Origin of the sequence: Pseudomonas gregormendelii (assembly GCF_017114825.1) — a bacterium.
In the GTDB taxonomy this organism is placed as follows: Bacteria; Pseudomonadota; Gammaproteobacteria; order Pseudomonadales; family Pseudomonadaceae; genus Aquipseudomonas; species Aquipseudomonas gregormendelii.
On sequence record NZ_JADEVO010000034.1, the window covers coordinates 46,725 to 68,000 of the forward strand.

At 57.9% G+C, this 21,276-nt stretch carries 18 protein-coding genes and 2 pseudogenes; 10 read left to right on the forward strand and 10 right to left on the reverse strand.

What is annotated here, in order from left to right; translation table 11 throughout:
* Positions 1–36 precede the first annotated feature (36 nt).
* The 3 genes from IMW75_RS20965 (at position 37) to IMW75_RS20975 (ending at position 3,936) form a co-directional block, all read left to right on the forward strand.
* Entirely contained in the window at positions 37–1,239 is a 1,203-nt protein-coding gene (locus IMW75_RS20965; protein WP_205893626.1) for a helix-turn-helix transcriptional regulator, read from the forward strand.
* Between the two features lie 101 nt (positions 1,240–1,340).
* Entirely contained in the window at positions 1,341–2,717 is a 1,377-nt protein-coding gene (locus tag IMW75_RS20970) for a DUF1329 domain-containing protein (RefSeq protein ID WP_205893627.1), read from the forward strand.
* A 178-nt stretch (positions 2,718–2,895) separates the two neighbouring features.
* Positions 2,896–3,936, forward strand: a complete 1,041-nt coding sequence (locus IMW75_RS20975; RefSeq protein ID WP_045058503.1) for a 3-ketosteroid-9-alpha-monooxygenase, oxygenase component — start codon at positions 2,896–2,898, stop codon at positions 3,934–3,936.
* A 454-nt stretch (positions 3,937–4,390) separates the two neighbouring features.
* Here the strand turns inward: IMW75_RS20975 and IMW75_RS27430 are convergent, their stop codons facing one another.
* The 8 genes and pseudogenes from IMW75_RS27430 to IMW75_RS21010 all read right to left on the reverse strand — a co-directional run bounded on the left by IMW75_RS27430 (position 4,391) and on the right by IMW75_RS21010 (position 11,109).
* Positions 4,391–4,900 (reverse strand): methyl-accepting chemotaxis protein, encoded by a 510-nt coding sequence (locus tag IMW75_RS27430; RefSeq protein ID WP_237142310.1) that lies wholly within the window; start codon positions 4,898–4,900, stop codon positions 4,391–4,393.
* 33 nt (positions 4,901–4,933) lie between these two features.
* Positions 4,934–5,707 (reverse strand): annotated as a pseudogene (locus tag IMW75_RS27435) (PAS domain-containing protein); the annotation flags it as partial.
* 92 nt (positions 5,708–5,799) lie between these two features.
* On the reverse strand, positions 5,800–5,982 hold the full coding sequence (locus IMW75_RS20985) for a DUF2256 domain-containing protein (RefSeq protein WP_082069139.1): 183 nt from the start codon (positions 5,980–5,982) through the stop codon (positions 5,800–5,802).
* A complete protein-coding gene (locus IMW75_RS20990; RefSeq protein ID WP_045058501.1) occupies positions 5,979–7,517 on the reverse strand; it encodes a cryptochrome/photolyase family protein in 1,539 nt (512 codons plus the stop codon). The genes IMW75_RS20985 and IMW75_RS20990 overlap by 4 nt, the downstream gene beginning before the upstream one ends.
* A 43-nt stretch (positions 7,518–7,560) precedes the next feature.
* Positions 7,561–8,253, reverse strand: a complete 693-nt coding sequence (locus tag IMW75_RS20995) for an SDR family oxidoreductase (RefSeq protein WP_414704661.1) — start codon at positions 8,251–8,253, stop codon at positions 7,561–7,563.
* A gap of 11 nt (positions 8,254–8,264) precedes the next feature.
* Positions 8,265–8,807 (reverse strand): DUF3833 domain-containing protein, encoded by a 543-nt coding sequence (locus tag IMW75_RS21000; protein ID WP_205893630.1) that lies wholly within the window; start codon positions 8,805–8,807, stop codon positions 8,265–8,267.
* A 398-nt stretch (positions 8,808–9,205) separates the two neighbouring features.
* On the reverse strand, positions 9,206–10,327 hold the full coding sequence (locus tag IMW75_RS21005) for an alkene reductase (protein WP_205893631.1): 1,122 nt from the start codon (positions 10,325–10,327) through the stop codon (positions 9,206–9,208).
* Positions 10,328–10,431: 104 nt separating this feature from the next.
* Positions 10,432–11,109 (reverse strand): type 1 glutamine amidotransferase domain-containing protein, encoded by a 678-nt coding sequence (locus IMW75_RS21010; protein ID WP_205893632.1) that lies wholly within the window; start codon positions 11,107–11,109, stop codon positions 10,432–10,434.
* A gap of 197 nt (positions 11,110–11,306) precedes the next feature.
* Between IMW75_RS21010 and IMW75_RS21015 the strand changes: the two genes are divergently transcribed.
* On the forward strand, positions 11,307–11,891 hold the full coding sequence (locus IMW75_RS21015) for a TetR/AcrR family transcriptional regulator (protein WP_045058497.1): 585 nt from the start codon (positions 11,307–11,309) through the stop codon (positions 11,889–11,891).
* 81 nt (positions 11,892–11,972) lie between these two features.
* Here the strand turns inward: IMW75_RS21015 and IMW75_RS21020 are convergent, their stop codons facing one another.
* A complete protein-coding gene (locus IMW75_RS21020; RefSeq protein WP_205893633.1) occupies positions 11,973–13,796 on the reverse strand; it encodes an NAD(P)/FAD-dependent oxidoreductase in 1,824 nt (607 codons plus the stop codon).
* Positions 13,797–14,040: 244 nt separating this feature from the next.
* Between IMW75_RS21020 and IMW75_RS21025 the strand changes: the two genes are divergently transcribed.
* Positions 14,041–15,930 (forward strand): sigma-54-dependent Fis family transcriptional regulator, encoded by a 1,890-nt coding sequence (locus tag IMW75_RS21025; protein WP_205893634.1) that lies wholly within the window; start codon positions 14,041–14,043, stop codon positions 15,928–15,930.
* Positions 15,931–16,027: 97 nt separating this feature from the next.
* On the opposite strand, the gene IMW75_RS21030 is transcribed toward IMW75_RS21025, so the two are convergent.
* A complete protein-coding gene (locus IMW75_RS21030) occupies positions 16,028–16,906 on the reverse strand; it encodes a LysR family transcriptional regulator (protein ID WP_205893635.1) in 879 nt (292 codons plus the stop codon).
* 203 nt (positions 16,907–17,109) lie between these two features.
* Between IMW75_RS21030 and IMW75_RS21035 the strand changes: the two genes are divergently transcribed.
* From IMW75_RS21035 to IMW75_RS21055, 5 genes and pseudogenes are all read left to right on the forward strand, one after another.
* Positions 17,110–17,535, forward strand: coding sequence for a VOC family protein (locus IMW75_RS21035; RefSeq protein ID WP_205893639.1), 426 nt, complete (start codon positions 17,110–17,112; stop codon positions 17,533–17,535).
* Positions 17,536–17,648: 113 nt separating this feature from the next.
* On the forward strand, positions 17,649–18,908 hold the full coding sequence (locus IMW75_RS21040) for a cation:dicarboxylate symporter family transporter (RefSeq protein ID WP_205893636.1): 1,260 nt from the start codon (positions 17,649–17,651) through the stop codon (positions 18,906–18,908).
* A gap of 101 nt (positions 18,909–19,009) precedes the next feature.
* A complete protein-coding gene (locus IMW75_RS21045) occupies positions 19,010–20,137 on the forward strand; it encodes an alkene reductase (RefSeq protein WP_237142308.1) in 1,128 nt (375 codons plus the stop codon).
* Between the two features lie 71 nt (positions 20,138–20,208).
* A complete protein-coding gene (locus IMW75_RS21050) occupies positions 20,209–20,589 on the forward strand; it encodes a nuclear transport factor 2 family protein (RefSeq protein WP_205893638.1) in 381 nt (126 codons plus the stop codon).
* A 229-nt stretch (positions 20,590–20,818) separates the two neighbouring features.
* Positions 20,819–21,028, forward strand: a pseudogene (locus IMW75_RS21055) (Lrp/AsnC ligand binding domain-containing protein); the annotation flags it as partial.
* Between the last annotated feature and the right edge of the window lie 248 nt (positions 21,029–21,276).

Genomic DNA, 21,276 nt, shown 5'->3' on the forward strand with positions numbered 1-21,276 from the left:
GGGCCCGCAGGTCGGGCCCGCTGCTGGGGAATGGATATGCAAAGTTGTATGCCCAATGCACAGGTCCTCGCGCAAATGGGCCTGGAGTTGGCCGAGTACGAACGGATCATTGGCAACATCTACGATTCGTCGATGAACACGGTCTCCTTGAGTGACTCGTTGCGCGACATACGCGCGCTGTTCAAGGCTAATTTCGTGACCTTGATCCTGCGGGTTCAGGATGAGCCGCTGCTGTCACCGATGGTGGTTGCCGGTGATGTCGAATTGGGCCAGGGCGGCATCAATCATTACGCCTACTACGCCAAATCTACCCTGTTCGAGGGTTTGCCCACCGACACGGTATTCACCATCGATGAGCTGATGAGCGATGCCGAATGGGCCAGTTCGGCGTTTTACCTGCTGTACTGCCAACCTTACGATTGTTACCACATGCTGGGTGCCGATATACGCATGCCGGATGGCGGCATCGTGCGTTTTCGGATCAATCGACCACAGGGCCACCCGCCATTCAGTGAGACCGAGCGGGCCTTGTGCGCCATGTTGCTGCCCCATTTGCGTCGGGCCTTGCACATGTATTCGCTGCTGGACCGCAGTGAGTCTCTGGGCAGCCTGTATTCGCAAACGATCAGCCGCCTCGCAGTGGCGACCTTCGTGCTCGACGAGAACGGCTGCGTAGTGCAACTCAACCCCGTGGCCAGGGAAATCCTTGACAGTCAGGACGGCCTTAAAGTGGTGGGAGGTCGACTGGAGGCTACCTATCCCAGTGACAATCGGGATTTGGCGCGCCTGGTGCGCAATGCCTTCCAGCGTGCCAGGCAAGGCGCCGCCAGGGGCGTGCAGGTGGCCGAGGCGACGTCGATTTCCCGTCCTTCGGGACAGGTCAGCCTCGGCGTAGTGGTGGAATTGATTCCTTCACGGGAACTGCTCGAAGGCCACGGTAAACCCACAGTGGTGGTGTATGTGCGGGACGCGGTGAGCAAATCGCTGGTGAGCACGGTACTGACTTCGCAGCTGTACAACCTGACCCCGGCAGAAACCGCGCTCGCCCTGGAATTGGCCAACGGCCTGTCGCTTGAGGACGCCTCGGAAATTCTGAATATCCGGCGCAATACCGCACGCGCGCACCTGCGTTCGATATTTTCCAAGACGGGTGTCCGACGCCAGACCGAGCTGGTGCGGATCATGCTCAATAGCGTGGTAGCGCTGGGTGCGCCCCAGCCGGCCGGGTCTCGGCTGTGACTTGGGGCCAGGCCAAAATGCGTTAGTCCGTGCGGACGATGCTCTCGGTTTCCTTGCCTGTCGATACTGGGCAACCGTTGTCGAACCCAAGGAGAATAAAAATGACCGGCAGTAATAAGTCCCCTGGCTGGGCCTTGACGTTGTTATTTGGATGCTGTGCCATCGGCACCGCAAACGCAGCACCGGAGGACATCCCGCGCCTTGGCAAAGACTTGACGTGCCTGGGCGCGGAACAGGCCGGCAATGCCGATGGCAGTATCCCGGCGTTCAGTGGCAAGTGGCTGGGCGCGCCGCCCCATGTTGATTTCAAAGGTACGGGGCACCACCCCGTGGATCCGTACCCGGACGAAAAACCGTTGTTTGTGATCACCGCGCAGAACATCGCGCAATACAGTGACTCCCTGTCTGACGGGCAAAAAGCCCTGTTCAAATTGTACCCGGCCACCTACAAAATGCCGGTGTATCCCTCGCACAGGGATTTTCGCGTCAGTGACTCGGTATGCCAGGCCACTCGGGAAAACGCCAGCCTGGCGCGTCTGGTGGATGACGGCGAAGGGGTCGTCGGCAAGACCGGCGGCACACCATTCCCGGTGCCGCGCAGCGGGCTGGAGCTGTTGAAGAATGCCTCGACCTTCACCTTGCGGGCCTGGACCGAAGAGTACACCTCCGATAACGCCTACGTGCTCAAGGACGGCAATATCAACTGGGGCAGGGTGCATTCGCGCAACCTGGCTCCATCATTGGAACCCGGCAAGATCGGCGATACCAACGGCAACTCGTCGTTCTATCTCAACGAAACCCTGCTACCGCAACGGGACAAGGGTGAGATCAACACCGGCACCGAATTCTGGAACGACAAAACCGAACCGCGCCAGGCCTGGCGTTACGATCCAGGCACCCGGCGCGTGCGTCAATCGCCGGGCTATGGTTTCGACATGTCATTCCCCGGCAGTGGCGGCTCGATCACTGTGGATGAAGTGCGCCTGTTCAACGGGTCCGGCCAGCGCTACGACTGGAAGATCGTTGGCAAACGGGAAATGTACATTCCGTACAACACCTATCGTCTGCACGACGCCAAGCTCACCTACGCCAGCCTGTTGACTCCCGGACACATCAATCCCGATGCCATGCGTTATGAGCGTCACAGGGTCTGGGAACTGGAAGGCACGCTCAAACCTGGCTATCGCCACCTGTATGGCAAACGCAAGTTATATGTCGACGAAGACACCTGGTTTCCGATGCTCGCCGACAACTACGACAACCGTGGCGAGTTATGGCGCACCTCGATGGTCAACTACTTTTATGCCTACGAGAGCCAGGCCCAGCAGGCGGGCGTCGGCCTGTACTACGACCTCAATGCCGGCAGCTACCTGGCGTTCAACCTGATCAACGAGCAGCGCAACGGTTACCTGTTGAACAAACCCGGTTTCAGTCCCAGGGACTTCGGCCCGGAAGCCGCTCGCCGCTTCGGCCAGTAAGCAGGGAACAGGGCGCCCGCTGTTTCAGGGGCGCACTTTGAGAGTAGCTCTCATTTGATCTAGTCCAACTGCACGATGATCTTGCTGCGCGACTGCTCAATGATATCCGCCATGGGATTACCCGGTATTTCTTGGGGGCATCGCCTGCCCCGAAGTCTGCATTTGAGGAATAATAACAATGACGAAACTCGCTGAAATCAACATCGAGAATGCCCAGCGTACCCACCGTTACGCGCGCGGCTGGCACTGCCTGGGCAATGCCAACGATTACCGTGATGGCAAGCCTCATACCCTGGAAATCTTCGGCACTCGGCTGGTGGCGTTTGCCGATAGCCAGGGCGTCATCAGTATTCTCGATGCCTACTGTCCGCACATGGGCGCCGACCTGTCACAGGGCACCATCGAGAACGACAGACTGGTATGCCCGTTCCATCACTGGAAGTACGACACCGGCGGCAAATGCGTGGAGATCCCTTACTGCAAGCGCATTCCTCCCAAGGCCAAGACGCGCAGTTGGTTGACCTGCGAGGAGAACAACCTGTTGTTCGTCTGGAACAACCCCGAAGGCCGTCCGCCCAAAGAGGGCGTGATCATTCCGCACCTCCCTGAGATGGACGACCCGGACTGGATTCATAACTGGAACATCGACACCATGCTGATCGAAACCAACCCACGGGAGTTGGTCGATAACCTGGTGGATGCCCAGCATTTCGGGCCGGTGCACGGTACGCCAACCAAGTATTTCGCCAACATTTTCGAAGGGCATATCGGCCATCAGATTTTTCATGGTGACTCCGAGCGCCTGGGCGGTGACCTGATCGCACCATCGGCCTACTACGGTCCGGCCACTCACTTCACCCATATCAGTTCGATGTTCGGCGATGCGCGGATCCACGCCATTCTGCTCAACAGCCACGTGCCAGTGACGCCAAACAGTTTTGACTTGCGCTTTGGTTGCATGGTCAAGCGCGTACCGGGCTGGACGGAAGAGCAAAACCAGGAAGTGGCCAGGGCGTATGTCCAGGGCAACCGGGACTCGTTCTACCAGGACGTGGTGATCTGGAAGCACAAAATCCGTATCGACAAGCCGGTGCTCGCAGAAACCGACGGGCCGGTCTATCAGTTGCGCGAGTGGTATGAGCAATTCTTCACCAATGAGGACGACGTGCCCGCGTCAATGGCGCTGCGTCGCGAGTTCATAACGGTCGACGAGCGCTGATAGAGGGAGCAGGGCGCCTTCGAGAAGCAAGCGAATACTCTCCAAGGCGCCGCTCCCAGGGACACAGCCACCCTTGAGTCCATGGTGATGACTCAGGTCCGATTTGAAGGCAATGAGGGAATACAAAATGAAAATAAAAAATGCCTACACGTTTCCTTTGTTAGTAGTGTTTCTCCTGGTGTTGGTTGTACAGATGTCGGTGCCGGCGGAGTCGGCCAGCGTCAAGGCGTGCAAGCGCTACGCGAGCTGCCTTTCGCTGAGTTCGGGAATCTCAAACTGGCTGGATTTCCGTTAGGGCTGTTTCAGGGGAGTGTTGCCTCGGAACCGCGGGCAACGCTCTGCCCCTGTTTGTCGCGACAGTTGTTATCAATGGGGGTGGCCCCGTCGTAGAGGTGGGCGCCACAACGCTGCCCAGCGTTTCAGGCTTTATTAAAGTGCTCTGCTGATGGCTGAGTCAGCGTGCTAATGTCGAGGCAAAATGGCTGATCGCCTGTACCACCTGACGAGCACTGTCCTGAATATCAAGAATCACTTGACCCGCCTCACCGGCTAATTTGACGCCTTGTTCTGCCTTGTCTTTACTCGCCTCCATCCTGGCCACTGCCCCCGTGGCCAATTCACGATTGTGCTGCACCACCTCGACAATCTTGACAGTGGCTTGACTCGTGCGTGCAGCCAAGTTGCGCACTTCGTCAGCAACCACGGCAAAACCTCGCCCCTGATCTCCTGCACGAGCCGCTTCGATGGCCGCATTGAGCGCCAGAAGATTCGTCTGCTCGGCAATCCCACGGATGGTCTGCACGATACTGCTGATTATCTCCGACTGCTGACTGACGGCGTTGACACCTTCGGCTGCGTGATTCAATTCGTCGGCCAGGCTTTGCATGACATTCACGGTGTCCTGCACTACACGGGCTCCTTCGTGGGCTGTATCGTCAGTTTTCAGTGAAGTCTCATAAGCCATGCGCGCCGCTCGTGACTCGGTTTCCTGCTGTAGAACCTGATCCGTAATATCGCTCGCATACTTGACTATTTTGTAAAGATCGCCGTTGGCGTCGAACACCGGATTGTAAGTCGCACGTAACCAGACCACGCGTCCCTGGTTGTTGAGGCGCTTGAAGCTGCCTGAGAAAAATTCGCCTTGATTCAGGCGCTCCCAGAACTGGCAGTAATCGGGGGATTCGATTTCGCTACGCTCACAGAACAGCCGGTGGTGCTTGCCAACAATCTCTTCCAAGCGGTAACCCATCACTGCAAGGAAGTTTTCATTGGCGTTGACGACTTCTCCCTGCCGGTTGAACTCGATGGTTGCCATGGACCGGTTAATCGCCTTGATCTGGCTCTCCTGCTCTTGTTCCTTCTGAACCTGGGCAGTTACATCCGTCGCAATCTTGACGACCTTGATCACCCGTCCGGTGGTATCGCGAACAGGGTTATAGCTGGCCTCCAGCCAGAGCTCACGCCCCTGTTTGTCCAGGCGCAGGAAGCGGTCGTTGATGAACTCGCCATTACCCAGGCGTGACCAAAAGCTTTGATAAGCAGCGCTGTTGGCGTATTTCGGCGTACAGAATAAGCGGTGATGCCGGGATTGGATTTCTTCAACGCTATAGCCCATTACCTTCAGGAAGTTGCGATTGGCACTGAGGATCGTGCCATCAGGCTGGAACTCAATCAGGGCCATGGAGCCACCTAAGGCTGCAAGGGTGGCTTCACTGTCAGCCAAGCGCCGCTGGCTGACGGCCAGTTCTTTTTTGATAGTCGAGTTGAACATGCATACCTCAGTGGATATAGGCTGCTTGGCATTTCCTTCAAGCCAACGGAAAGCTATGCAGGTCGATGTCAGATGTACGGAAACCTGTGAAATCAGATACGAATCGCGGATGCCGAACGAGCCGTAACGGCGTTAGTAAGGCAGGAGCTCCTAAATCGCCGGCAACGCTCCGAGCAATAACGCACTTCGTTCCAGCATCGCGCCCATTTCTTGCGCCAGGCGAAGGGCAATCCACAGACCGCGCAAACTTTGACCGGGAGCTCACTCTTTTTCACAGCGACTCCCCGGCATCCAGTTTGGCGAGTAGTTTCTGGCCCCGCTCCCACAGCGCTTGCTGCTTGGGCTCGGTCATGCGGTCGAGGTTTTTGTAGACCATGCTCATGCGCTGGTTGCTGCGCAGCAGGTCGCCATGACGCATCAGGAAATGCCAGTAGAGTGAATTGAAAGGACAGGCGTCGTCCGTTGTGCTCTCACTGACTTTGTAGGCGCAGTTACGGCAGTAGTCAGACATCCGCTTTATATACTGACCACTGGCGCAATAAGGCTTGGAACCCAGGTAACCGCCGTCGGCGTGCATGACCATGCCCAGCGTATTGGGCAGTTCGACCCAGTCAAAGGCGTCCATGTAGATCGCCAGGTACCATTCGCAAATCTGGCTCGGCGCGATGCCGGCCAACAGTGCGAAGTTGCCGGTCACCATCAGCCGCTGGATATGGTGGGCATAGGCATGTTTCAAGCTCTGGCCGATCGCCTGTCCCATGCAGTTCATTCGGGTGTCGCCCGTCCAGTAGAACTCTGGAAGGAGCCGGCTGTTGCCGAATAGATTGCCATCGGCGTAATCGGGCATTTTCAGCCAATAGACGCCCCGTACATATTCGCGCCAGCCGATGAGCTGGCGAATGAAGCCTTCGGCGGCATTGAGTGGAATCCGGTGCGCCCAATATGCAGCTTCCACGTCGCTGCACAACTGACGCAGGTCCAGCAGTCCAATATTGAGCGCCGCACTGATGCGCGCATGAAATAGAAAAGGTTCATCACTGGCCATGGCGTCCTGATAGTCGCCGAATCCTGCCAGGCCATAATCCAGAAAATACGCCCACAGCGCCTGTGCGTCGGCATGGGTGACCGGATAGTCGAAGTCGTCGAGTGCGCCGTAGTGATGGTTGAAGCGCGCCCTGACCAGCGCAAGCACATCGCAGGTGATGGCGTCGTTACTGAAGTGCACCGGGTAGGGCGCTTTCACCCCTTTGGGCAGGGCCTTGCGGTTCTCGGCATCGAAATTCCACGCGCCGCCTACTGGAGAGCCGTCGCCATTGAGCAATAACCCGCTCTTGCGCCGCATCTCGCGGTAGAAGAACTCCATGCGCAACTGCTTTTTGCCTTGCGCCCAAGTGCCGAACTCAGCGCGACTGCACACAAAGCGCGTGTCGGCGTGCCAATGGATGGCCAGGCCACAGTCCTTGAGCGCCTGTTCCAGCCGCCAGTCCCCGCACTCGGTGACGTGTACTTCCTCTGCTTGCAACAGCTGTTGCCAGCGTCGCAATTCACTCGCCACCGAACCGCTGTTTTGCGGGTCATCCAGGGTCACGTACTCGACTTGCAGACCCTGTTCTTGCAGGGCCTTGGCGAAATGGCGCATGGCACTGAAAATCAGCGCGATTTTCTGCGGATGGTGGGGGACATGGCTGGCTTCTTCCATGACCTCGACCAGCAGCACCGTATCGCACTGGGCATCAAGTTTCTGCAAGGAAGCCAAGTCAAATGACAACTGGTCACCCAGGACCAGGCACAACCGATGGCGCTTGTTCATATCTGTTCAGTCCAGCGTCTGCAGATTCATGCTTGTTCCCTGCCTACCAGGGCAGGCGCTCGCCGTTGGAGGCAAAAAAATGTCCGCTATCGGCCGGCGTCAACTGATCAATCAGGCTCAAGAGTTCAGCTGCGGCAACGTCCGCCGGACGTGCGCTGGTGGCCCCTCGAAATGGTTGCGACAACCCCGACACGACCGTGCCTGGGTGCAGACTCAGCAGTCGGCTCTGCGGACGAGTACGGGCCAATTCGATGGCGGCGGTCTTGATCAGCATATTCAGCGCGGCCTTGGAGGCGCGATAGGCGTACCAGCCACCCAAACGGTTGTCGCCGATGCTGCCGACTTTCGCCGAGAGCACCGCCATCGCGCCCCGGGCATCAAGCAACGGCAAAAAGTGCCGCAACACCAGCGCCGGCCCCAGCGCGTTCACTTGAAACACGGCCTGCAGCGCCTCATGCTCAATCGCGCTGTAGCTTTTTTCCGGCTTGATCTGGTCACGATGGAGCAGGCCGGCGGCGTGCACGATCAACTGGTAGGGCGCTTGCGCTGCCAATTCAGTGGCGGCGCTGGCGATGGTTTCGGGTTGCTCCAGATCCAGTGCGGGCACTGTATTGCGCCCCAGCTGGCGAACCCCGGCACATCGAGGGTCCTTGCCGAGCAGCTCGCAAAAAGCCGTACCCAGGGCACCACTCGCGCCGATCACCAGGGCGCGATATCCATCGCCGAGGGAGTTCATGGTGAACGCGTTCAATGGGTTTCTCCTGCACCCTGGCGCCGGAAGAACAACGTCACCTGGCCAACCTCGACGCCCAGCTTGGACATGCTGGTGCGGTTGATCAACGTGTCCTCGTCCATCAGGTACATCCAGTCGTCCATGCTCATTTCATAGGTTGTGCCGTCAACCGGCAGGTTCAGGCGATAACGCCAGCGCAAGGCATTGCCGGCGATTTCGCCTTTGGCGACACCCACTACGTCATCGGCGCGACCGCTCCAACGTCCCTGGCCCTCGGGCGTCAGGGTCCAGACGCGGCGTTGGCGGGTGCCGTCGCTGTACAGGAAGCGCTCATCGAGAATCAGGTTGTTGCCCACACGACGGCTGACGATGTCGACCTCGAAACGCTTGGCCACCTCACCGGAACGCTTCTGAAACATCCCCCAGGCTTTGACCGGTTTGCTGAAAAAGCGCTCCAGATTTAATGCCGGTTGCTGATCCGCATAGTGGGTGACATCCACGCTGCCACAGCTCGCAATGCTGAGTACCAAAGCCAGTAAAACCAAACGTCGGGTCATTGCCGTTCTCCCTGGGTGAGCAGGTGCTGAGGGTGAATTTTGTTGCCTTACATGCTTGTACAGATGCCTCGTGGTGTACAGGTTTCTGGCACCTGCCGAAAGATGAAGCCGCGGTTTTTGCGCAATGCAACTTGCCGGCTGCAGCGTCGTACGCGGCGTATGGAGTGGGGATCGTCAACGCGGGCTTGCCCAGTCCATTCTTTAATAGTTGTACGATAGTAACTGATCTGTATAGGTTTTAATCAAGATAGGCTGAAAAAAAACCCCTGACAATGCGTCAGCCATTTTTTTGTGTAGAAACGAGAACGTCAGATCAAGAGCGCGGGAGGGCAACGGAAGGGAGATAGGGGGAAATGCGCGCCCCCGGGGAAATGGGAGCGCGGTGCTAGACCAGGGGATTACTCGTAGGTCGGGTAATCCACATAGCCTTCGGCATTACCGCCGTAGACCGTAGCCGGGTTCAGTGGGTTGAGCGGCCAGTCGTGGGCGATCCGCGCAGGCAGATCCGGATTGGCCATGAACGGGCGGCCGAAAGCGACCAGGTCTGCCAAGCCTGACTCAAGCAATTGCGCGCCGGATTCGGCGTTGTAACGTCCGGCATAAATGATCGCGCCACTGAACGTATCGCGCACCGCACGACGAAAGGCGTGCGGCATCATCGGCGCGTCGTCCCAGTCGGCTTCGGCGATGGACAGGTAGGCAATGCCCACATCTTCAAGCACCTTGATCGCTTCGATGTAGGTCGTGTGCGGGTCTTCCTCCACCATCCCCAGATAGGTCCGCGCTTCATCGGTGGTGGTGAACAGCGGCGCGAAACGCACGCCGACCTTTTCCCGGCCGATGCACTCGGCGACGCCCGCCACCACGTCACGCAGAAAACGCAGGCGGTTGCCCAGAGAGCCACCGTACTGATCGGTGCGCACATTGCTGTGAGCAGAGATGAACTGGTTTACCAGATAACCGTTGGCACAGTGCAGTTCGATGCCGTCGAAGCCGGCGTCCATCGCATTGCGCGCAGCCTGGATATACAACTGAACCAGTTCCTGGACTTCATCCGTGCTCAGCGCTCGCGGAGCGGATGGCGCAACAAGCGCACCGGCACCCGGCGCTGTTTCAATAAATACGCTGACACGCTCGGTGGCGATCGCGGACGCTGACACCGGTGCCGCACCCTCAGGTTGCAACGCGGTGTGAGACACCCGCCCGACGTGCCAGAGCTGAGCGAAGATCACGCCGTTTTTGGCATGAACAGCCTCGGTGACCGTGCGCCATCCGGCGATTTGTTCAGGCGTGTGGATGCCGGGCGTCCAGGCATATCCCTGACCCCTAGGCTCGATCTGCGTGCCCTCAGTGACCAGTAGGCCGGCGCTGGCGCGTTGCTGGTAATACTCGGCCATCAACGGGTTGGCGATATTGCCCGGTTGCGAGCTGCGCTGGCGGGTGAGGGGGGGCAGAACGATACGGTTCTTCAGGGTATGCCGGCCGAGGGTGACGGGTGTGAAGTAAGCGCTGTTTTTCATGAGATACCTGTTCGCTGGGTATTAGACCAGTCGACTATCGATGGGGCGAAAAAAACACCGTGTGCAAACACGCGCACGGTGCCTGGGCAGTGAGTTGATATCCGTCAGGCCAGCATTTTCAGCAGTTTTTCGGCGACGGCCGCCGAGCTGGCAGGGTTCTGACCCGTTACCAACTGGCCGTCAGCGACGACATGAACCTGCCAGTCGGCCACCTTGGAAAAGCGCCCGCCCAGACGCTGGAATTCGTCTTCGATCAGGAACGGCACGACGTCCGTCAGGCCCACGGCCGCTTCTTCAGCATTGGTGAAACCGGTCACGTCCCGACCCTCAATCAACGGCTTGCCATCAGCAGCGAGGACGTGACGCAGTACGCCCGGCGCGTGGCAGACGAAGCCGTGGGGCTTGTGGCTGCGGTCGAAGGCTTCGATCAAGGCGATGGAATGTTTGTCTTCAGCCAGATCCCACAGCGGGCCATGTCCACCGGGGTAAAACACGGCATCAAAATTGTCAGCGCTGACATCGGCCAGGCGCCCGGTATGGGCCAGTGCCAATTGCGCTGCAGGGTCCTGACGGAACCGGTCGGTTTCGGCGGTCTGCGCACCGGGCTCATCGCTTTTTGGATCGAGCGGTGGCTGGCCGCCTGCCGGCGACACCAGGGTGATCTCTGCACCTGCATCCTTGAAGGCATAGTAGGGGGCCGCGAACTCTTCGAGCCAGAAACCGGTTTTCTTGCCAGTGTTGCCAAGTTGGTCGTGGGAAGTCAGAACCATCAAGATTTTCATAGGGCGCCCTGTGTTGGTCTGGTGTCCGAGGACGGGTTCGCCTTCGACACCCGGGAAGGAGTGAGGGGCACAGCATAGTTTCCAATTAGACCAGTCGTCTAGTAAATTCTTTCAGGTGTGTTTCCGACCGCACTCTATGGCAAACTCCTGCCCATCAGAAATATACGACTGGTCTATTGTTTGGTACTTTGCGCCCCATGAAACCGACCTACGACGATACCCGCCAACACCTGCTCGATACCGGCCACCGAATGATGGCCGAAAAGGGCTTCACCAGCGTTGGCCTGAACGAAATCCTGCAGACTGCCGGTGTGCCCAAGGGCTCGTTCTATCACTACTTCAAATCCAAGGAATTCTACGGGCAGGCGCTGCTTGAGGATTACTTTGTCGGCTACCTGTCGGACATGGAAAGACGTCTGACACTGCCCGGGCTCAATGCCTTCGAGCGGCTGATGGATTACTGGCAGGGCTGGCAGAACCGCTGCACCCTGGAGGGCCATGGCGACGAATGCCTGGTGGTGAAGTTAAGTGCAGAGGTCGCCGACCTTTCCGAATCGATGCGCCTCACGCTACGCGATGGCGCTGAGCGCATCGTTGCGCGCATCACGACTTGCCTGGAACAGGGCCAGCTGGATAAAAGTCTTCCGGATGCCGACGCTCGTCAGCTGGCCGAAACCCTCTACCAACTTTGGTTGGGTGCCAGTTTGCTGAACAAGCTGCAGCGCACGGGGCAATCTTTGCAAACGTCGATGACGATGACGAAGCGGCTTCTGGAGGTTTGAATCTGACCCGTTAATGGGCCGGAGGACGGACAGCCTGATGCTCATGGAGAAGCGCCCAACCCCGGCCGGGCGCCATTTTACTCATCCAGTGTGATGACTGCTCGCCAGGCCGTAGACGGATGTGTCGATGCCTTCAAAACGCGCCTTCAGCTGCAACGCCAGGTACAGCGAATAATGCCGTGACTGATGCAGGTTGCCACCGTGGAACCAGAGGTTTTGCTGCTGCGTGGGCTTCCACATGTTGCGCAGTTCGCCTTCATACGGGCCAGGATCATTCGTGGTCCCTGAACCCAAGCCCCAGCAGCGGCCGACCTTGTCCGCGACTTCCTGGGAAATCAGCTTCGCCGCCCAGCCATTCATTGAGCCATAGCCCGTGGCGTAGACAATCAGGTCGGCCGGTAGTCGGCTGCCATCGTTGAGTACGACGGCATCTGCTTCGATGCGTTCCACACCCAGGCCCGGCGCGCTCTTGAGCTTGATCGTGCCGTTAGCGATCAGTTCCGAGGCGCCCACGTCGATGTAGTAACCAGAACCACGGCGTACGTATTTCATGAAAAGGCCAGACTCGTCGTCACCGAAATCGAGCATGAAACCGGCCTTGGTCAAGCGCTCGTAGAAGTCTTTGTCACGCTCCTTGATCGCGGCAAAGACGGGTTGATGAAAGCTTGGCATCACCTTGTAAGGGATCGAGGCGAACAGCATGTCGGCCTTGTCCGTGGTCAGGCCTGACTCCAGGGCGTCTTCAGAGTAGAGCCCACCGAAGACCAGATCCATCAAGCTATCGGAGCGCACGATGTGGGTACTGGACCGTTGCACCATGGTCACCTCGGCGCCGTTCTCCACCAGGTCGGCGCAGATATCGTGAGCCGAATTGTTGGCACCGATGACCACCGCGCGCTTGCCGCGCCAGGCGTCTCCGCCGGGATGCCTGCTGGAATGATGCTGCTGGCCGTTGAAAACCTCGGCACCCGCATAAACAGGAACGTTGGGCACGCCAGACATGCCGGTGGCGAGGATCAACTGGGCAGGCTGTAGCGTCACGCGCTCACCATCGCGTTGAACGTCCACCGTCCAGGTGCCACTTTGCTCGTCAAAGCTGGCGCTCACGCACTCGGTGCGCGGCCAATAATTGAGCTCCATGACTTTGGTGTACATCTCCAGCCAGTCGCCGATCTGGTCTTTTGGGGTGAAGACCGGCCAGTGATCGGGGAAGGGCAGGTAGGGCATATGGTCGTACCAGACCGGGTCATGCAGGCACAGCGACTTGTAACGGCCGCGCCACTGATCGCCAGGACGCTCAGCCTTGTCGACGATCAGCGTTGGCACGCCCATTCGCTTGAGCCGTGCGGCGAGCCCCAGCCCACCCTGGCCGCCACCCACGATCAGGCAGTACGGCTGGGTGGTGATGCCCAGTGATGCTTCTTCGTCACGACGGCGTTCCAGCCAGTTGCGTTTGTCGGCATGGGCGTGACCATGATTGGCACCCATCGGGCGACGGCGGCCCCTGGGTTCTTCAAAGCCTTTGAGCTCGCGCATGGTGGTCAGCAGCGTCCAGCACAGGCCCTCCTTCAGCCGGACGTAGCCTTTACCTCGCGCCGTAGCGGTCTCCAGGCTGATCCAACCTTCGAGCACACCGTTGTTGAGCGTGGCATCACCTTCGAGTTTCCATTGCTCGGGCCGAGTTTGATCAAGGCGTGTTTCGAGCATGTCGCGGATAGCAGGCTTGCCTTCCAGGGTCACCAGGTTCCAGCTGAAAAGCAGCAGGTCACGCCAGTGACACTCTTCGGCAAACAATTGCAGCGCGCCGTCCAGGTCGCGTTGGGCGAGACGCTCGCCGAGGTTGTCGACCCAGGCCGCGAGCTGGGCAGTTGGCGTGTGCAGGGGTGTTTCGACAGCGATGTTCATGGGCTTCTCCCGTTCTTGTTGTTTTTGTAACAACTTGTCCTGGAGCAAGGCTCGGGCCACCTTTATGAGAGGCCCGTTGCAGAGCGGCTGAAGCAATACGGACGAGGCTTTGACTCGGGGCTGTGTCACGATTTCGGGAAGGGTGGATGACAGAGTGTCACGCGGCGCATGGGGCGCTCTCGGTCGGCTTTTCCTATAAGCTGGCAACAGCCCCGTGTCCTGACCGTAGCGGAGAACAAGAACAATGAAGCCGGCCTTTATCAACGCCCATGCACAACAGGTGCTGCAAGCTGTACAGGGCATCCCTGCCAGCCATGGCCATACGACTGACCTGGCTATTACCCGGTCATGGCGTCGTTGCCTGGATCAGCATCAGCTCGATCCCGCCAGCCGCCGCGCGCCGAATGTAGTTGAGCACCCACGCCTGCTGGATCACCGCGCGCCCCTGGAACACATCATCTCCGTAGCGCACTGGCAGATGACCAGCCTGCACCACCAACTGGGGGGTGACGGCCACGTGGTGCTACTCACCGATGCTCGTGGTGTGGCGATTGACAGCGTGTTCAACGAATCCGAACGAGTCGAATTCCAGCGTTCCGGACTGTGGCTTGGTTCGGTGTGGAGCGAGGATTGCGAGGGCACCAACGGTGTCGGCACCTGCCTGGTCGAGCGACAGCACGTTACCATCCGTCGTGATCAGCACTTCCGTGGCAAGCACGCCGGCTTGACGTGTTCGGCCAGCCCCATATTCGATGCGAGCGGAGAGTTGCTCGCCGTTCTTAACCTCTCATCCGTGCGCGAGGAACCGGGTCTTCAGCAGCACTTCAAAGCCATGGCGTTGACCAACCTCACAGCCAACTTGATCGAGAGCTGTTATTTCCTGGGGCATGATCCGCAACGGTACTTGCTGCGTTTTCACCCTGAAGCAGGCTTCGTCGGGCTGCTGGGCGAAGGGCTGCTCAGCTTTGACGAAAGTGCCTGTATCCGTTCAGTCAATCATGCTGCGCTGAACCTGCTGGGCCTCAGCCGTGAGCAGGTGGTGGGGCAATCGCTGACGATGCTGCTGGAGACGCCTATCGATCAGGTGATGAGTCAAGCCAGCTCGCAACCGAGTGTCTGCTGGCCAATGCGCCTTCTGGACGGACGCCAGTTCTACGGACAGTTGCGAGAGCCCTTGCGCCATGCGCCTCTCGTCACTCCTGCAACTGCCCCGATCAACGACGTGCACGTGTGCCTGGAAGACCCGCGCCTGCAACGTGGCTTTGCTCGCGCATTACGAGTTCTGGAACGTGACGTACCGGTGTTTCTACAGGGCGAAACCGGTACCGGCAAAGAAGCCTTTGCCGCAGCGCTGCATCGCGCCAGTTCCAGAGCCAGTCAACCGTTTGTGGCGATCAATTGTGCGGCCATTCCAGAAACGCTGATCGAGAGCGAGCTGTTCGGCTATCGCGGTGGCAGCTTCACCGGCGCACGCAAGGACGGGATGATCGGCAAGCTGGAGCAGGCCCATGGCGGCATTCTGTTCCTTGATGAAATAGCCGATATGCCACTCGCGTTACAGACCCGGCTGCTGCGTGTGCTGGAGGAGCGTCAGGTGGTGCCCCTGGGCGGCGCTACGGCACGTGCGCTCGACATACGGCTCATCTGTGCCAGCCACCAGGATCTGCAAGCCTGTGTGGCCGAGGGGCGTTTTCGCGAAGATCTGTTTTATCGCGTCGCCGGCTTCGCCGTGCAGCTGCCGCCGTTGCGTGAGCGTTCAGACAAGGGCCGGTTGCTCGACCTGCTGCTGCGCGAAGAGTCAAAAGGTACAAGGATTCGCCTGGAGACAGGTGTGAGAGATCGCTTGCTGACGCATCCCTGGCCGGGCAATGTCCGTCAACTGCGCACGTGCCTGCGCACACTGGTCGCATTGGCGCTGGAGGGCCGTGTCACTCTGGAAGACGTGGCCGAATTGCTGCCGGCAGCGCCTGCCGTGTTGGCCGAGAACCCACTGGGAGTGTCGGAACGGCAGACGCTGCTGACGTTGATTGAGGCGGAACACTGGCACGTCGCTCGTGTTGCCGCCCGATTGGGGATTAGCCGCAATACGCTGTATCGCAAACTTCGCCAGCATGGGATTTCACGACCTGGTTGAGTGCGCAATCGCTGGGTCTGGCGTGGATATCTGGAAGAATATCGGCCGTTGGTTTGAGTACAAAAAGGCCCCTGGCTAGCCTTTTTTCGTTCGGAGTTTATTCAACGCCGGTCTTGACCTGCTCACTAATCAGTTGCGCCAGTATCCGCACCGGTTCGGTGAAAGACTGTCGAGACCTGTGCACGAGCCCGATATCACGGTGGAAGGTAAGCTGTCCAAGATCGAGCGCTCGGACACCTGCGGGCCATTCCTGTTGGTTTGCCGTCTGCGGCACCAGCGCTACACCCACGCCATTTTCCACTAGCTTGACGATCGCCTCGAGCTCATCCAGTTCGCAAACTTCCCGCAAAGTGAAATGCATCTGACGCAGGAATCGATCCACCTGCCGCCCCCCAAATGACGATCGGTCATAGCGAATGAACGGTTGGCTGGACAGTAGTTCTGACCAGTCTTCTCCCGTTACATCGCGCGGGACAATCAGTCGGTAAGGTTCAAGAGCGAGCGTTGTCCAGCGCAGATCGCTCTGGAGCGAGAAGGGTGGCCGAATGATTGCGGCCATGTCGATCTCGCCGGCATCCACGAGGTTCACCAACTCCATCGATAGTCCCGGGATTACACGTGTGCGGCACTGCGGGCACTGTTGGTGAAACCTGGCTAACGCGTCCGGTAAAAAGGATCGCTGCACGGAAGCGATAGCACCGATGTTCACCAGGACGCTTGCAGGAAGTCCGACGGTGGTGGAACCCAGATTGTCGTAAAGGCGCAGCAACTCCTGCGCTTGCAGGAGTATTTGGTGGCCCATCCTGTTGAGGTGGGCCGAGCGTCCCTTCCTGTCGAATATCTCAAAGCCGAGTTCGGCTTCCAGGCGGTGAATCTGCGCGCTCACCGCTGCCTGGGTCAGGCCGATCTTATTCCCGGCAGCGGCAAAAGTACCTTCCCGAGCAACGGCGATAAGTGTCTTGAGTTCTTTAATCATTCACAAATATTAATTGTGTTTCTGAGAAATTTATATTGATTTTTTTGTTTCGTCAGGCGGACTACGATGAGCCTATCCCCGGCAACTGCCTGAACCTTCGAGTCGATGCCCAGGGGACGACGAACAGTGAAGCGCCGCGAAACAACGACGATCAGCGTTCATACGCTCTGTCCTTCACCAACAAAAATTGTATTGGAGTTCTGATGAGCCTCTCGCCTTTCCACCTCGCAATCCCGGTTTACGATCTCGCTGGTGCACGCACATTTTACGGCGAAGTGTTCGGCCTCGAAGAAGGCCGTTCCAGCAACCAATGGGTCGACTTCAACTTTTATGGGCACCAACTGGTGATTCACGAACACCCGAAAACTGCTTCCCAGGAAAGCGTCCATAGCAACCCGGTAGACGGCCATGACGTACCTGTTCCGCACTTCGGCATCATTTTGGGCTGGGCGGAATGGGAAGCACTGGCCGAGCGTCTGAAGTCTTTTGGCACGGAGTTTGTCATCGAACCCTACATTCGTTTCAAAGGGCAGGTCGGCGAGCAGGCCACCATGTTTTTGTTTGACCCTTGCGGTAATGCCCTCGAATTCAAGGCGTTCAAGGATATGAGTCAGCTCTTCGCAAAATAGAAAAGGTGTTGGCACAACAGCGTTGTGCCATTTGAACTCAAGTGAGCTGGAAGCTCATGAATCTAGCAACTGCGAATTTACGCAGTCCTTTCATTCCAACAAGAAGGCTAGACATGAAACGTATTCCCCTGGTGTGGCAAATCATTGCCGGGCTGCTGCTTGGCGTGCTTGTCGGTTGGTATTTCAATACCCATCCGCAGTATCAATCGTGGGTGAGCGCAGAAATTCTGAAGCCGCTTGGCGATATCTTTATCAAGATGATGAAGATGTTCGTTGTTCCAACTGTGTTTTGTTGCATGATCCTGGGCATCGCAGGCGGAGGAGATAACAAGTCATTTGGCCGGATGGGCATGAAATCGCTGGGGTACTTTTTTGCGATAACCGGCCTGGCCATCGTGATCGGGCTGTGTTTCGCGAACATTTTCGAACCAGGTACCGGAACAGATATTTCGGGCATTACCCATCGCGCTGCCGCTATAACCATGGAGCCTGCCAAAGGAGCCCTCGTCATCGTGCAGAACATTGTCCCGGACAACGTTATCGTTGCAATGTCGGAAGCGAAGCTGCTGTCGGTACTGTTCTTCGCGGTGTTGTTCGGTATGGCCTTGAACTCGCTGCCCAGGGATAAAAGCGCCCCCGTGGTTGCGGTGATTCAGGGTATTTCCGATGCGATGTTCAAAGTCGTCTCAATCGTCATGGCTTACGCGCCAATAGGCGTATTTGGCATGATCGGCGCTACCGTCGCGACTTTTGGTTTTGCCTCGCTCTTGCCCTTGCTCAAGCTGATTGGTGTGGTTTACCTGGCATTGATTGTCTTTGCATTGGTGGTACTTGGCGGTATCTGCTATCTGGTCGGTGAGAACATTTTCAAGCTGATCAAGTACTTTCGCAATGAGCTTATTCTTGCGTTTTCGAGTGCTGCATCGGCAGCCGTTATGCCACAGCTGATGAGCAAGCTGGAGAGCTACGGCGTCCCTCGTCGCATCGTCAGTTTCGTGGTGCCGGTGGGGTATGCGTTCAATCTGGACGGTGCCTCGATTTTCCTGGGGGTGGCTACGATTTTTGTCGCCCAGCTCTATGGTATCGATCTCTCGCTTTCTCAGCAGATTCTGCTGGTGGTCACAATGGTGCTGACCTCCAAAGGTGCTGCCGGAGTACCTGGATTCGCCATCATTATTCTGTCCGCGACATTGGCTTCTGCCGGTCTTCCACTGGAAGGGGTGGCATTGATCGCGGGTATTTTCAGAATCATCGATAGCGGTACGACCACATTGAATGTGTTGGGGAATGCCATCGCGCCCTTGGTAATTGCCAAGTGGGAGAGGGCGGCTCTTGAACCTTCACAAGCCAATCCTTTAGAGCAGAAAGCATAGCGAGTAGAGGTCGGAACCGGGAAAAACTTGCTGGCATAGGGGTACTTTTCTGTTTTACTAGACGACCGGTCTAATATTTAGAGGTAATGAGTTTGACTGACATGAGACTTAACACCGATCTTTTTTCGCCCCTTCGGATGGGCGCCTTGCAACTGGCCAACCGCATTGTCATGGCCCCAGTGACACGCAGCCGGATGGCGGAAGATGGCGTGCCGAACGAGCTGCATGCCACTTACTACGCCCAGCGTGCCGGCGCGGGGTTGATCATCGCCGAGGCCACCAATATTTCTGCTCAAGGTCGCGGCTATGCCATGACGCCAGGTATCTGGTCGGAAGAACAGGTGGCAGGCTGGAAAAAAGTCACCGACGCGGTTCACGCAGCAGGCGGCAAAATCGTCAACCAGCTTTGGCACGTGGGCCGGTTTTCCAGCGTCGAGTTGCAACCAAACGGCGAGGCGCCGGTTGCGCCCTCGGCCATCAAGGCCGAAGGTACCACCTACACCAACAATGGCATGGTCGAAGTGTCCATGCCCCGGGCGCTCGAAACTGCTGAGATCCCCGGGATCATTGAGCAGTACCGGCATGCGGCAGAAAATGCCAAGCGCGCTGGTTTTGACGGTGTGGAAGTTCATTCTGCCAACAGCTATTTGCTCGACCAGTTCCTGCGCGACTCCACCAACCAGCGCACCGACCGCTATGGCGGTTCCATCGAGAACCGGGCTCGGCTGACGCTTGAAGTCACCCAAGCCGTTGTTTCGGTCTGGGGCAGTGACCGGGTTGGCATCCGCCTTTCGCCAGTGACACCTGATGCGGGTAACACGCCCCCTGACAGCAACGTCATGGCAACCTACGGTTATCTGATCCAGCAGCTCAACAGGTTCAGCCTGGCCTATCTGCACTTCGTCGAAGGCGCAACGGCCACTTCCCGCACCGTTCCGGAAGGTGTGGACCTGGACGCGCTGAGTGCGCAGTTCGAAGGACCATTCATTGGTAATAACAACTATGACCTGGACCTGGCGCTGGAACGCCGGGCGCAGGGGCGGATTGACGCTGTGGCCTTCGGCCGATTGTTCATTGCCAATCCGGACCTGGTAGAGCGCCTGCTTACTGGTGCCGAACTGACTATCGCACCGCGTGAGGCCTACTACGGCGGAGGCGCCAAGGGCTACACCGATTGGCCAACGGCCAACTCCAACCTGACCATCTCGCCGACACACCAGAGTGGGTGATGGTTGGTGGCGATGCTATGCCCATCCAGACCTGATGGGCATTCGGAAAATCTTTCAATCAGGAGTCCATCATGAGCAATCCAACTTACGTCCAGGAATACAACGCGATCGTCAACGTGCTTAACCAATACAACGAAGGGGGTGCCAAGGCTGACAGCGCTTTGATGAAGCCCGCGTTCAATGAGTCGGCCACCATGTTTGGGGTCGACGGCGACAAGCTTGTTGGCGGTGCCATTGAGAACCTGTACGACGTCATCGACAACTCGTTCCGCCCATCTCCTGAAGCCAACGCCGCGATCGTGCGCATCGACATCGTGGGCACTGCCGCGAGTGCCCGGGTCGATACCGACAACGTTTCGGGTTTTCGCTTCACCGACTTCTTCAACCTGCTGAAGGTACAAGGCAGATGGACGATCGTCAGCAAGATTTACCACACCCATCCGAGTGCATGATCCCTCGGTCATCGCCCGCGCTTACGGCGGACGGTTCGAGCCATTTGCCAACATCGGCTTATGGTGCCTCGTTTCGTTTCGATTGACGATTTGTCGTCCTTGGTTCGCCCGGTAGGTCGTGACCCAAGGACACTAGTTGTACTGACTCGCCGCCGCAGTCGCAGACTTGGGTTTCCAGGAGCGGGTCAACTGGTAAGCAATGGCCAACCATATGAACCACCCCGGCATGCAATTGCCCGAAGTGTTGTCCTGTCACAAGATCACCGAAGATGCCGACTAAGTGCTGCAAGTGCTGGGAGAGGTTCTTGATAGCTACAGCGACTTTATCGAGCAGGTGCTCAGGCGCCAGGTGGGCATTGCCTTCATCCAGTCCAGCCTGGCTTTGCGTGAGGTCAAGGCCAGTAGCCGTATTGCGATACCGAAGGCGAGTCAGGCCTGATCAGGCGGGAGCCATTGCAGAGCGTCATCAACGTTGAACTTATCATTACGCCTGTCCCCCTAATGCTGTGCAAATATCCCCTGGCTTGGGTCGACCCTGAGCTGGCCACTTACACGCAAAGGTTGTAGTGGTCAACTAATCCCGGACACGACGTTAAGTTTTTCCTCGGCCCGCGCTGGTGCCAACCCCTCGTTGAATTGGTGAGGCCGAATCCAGTTGTAGCGATGCATCAAAAAATGGCTGATATC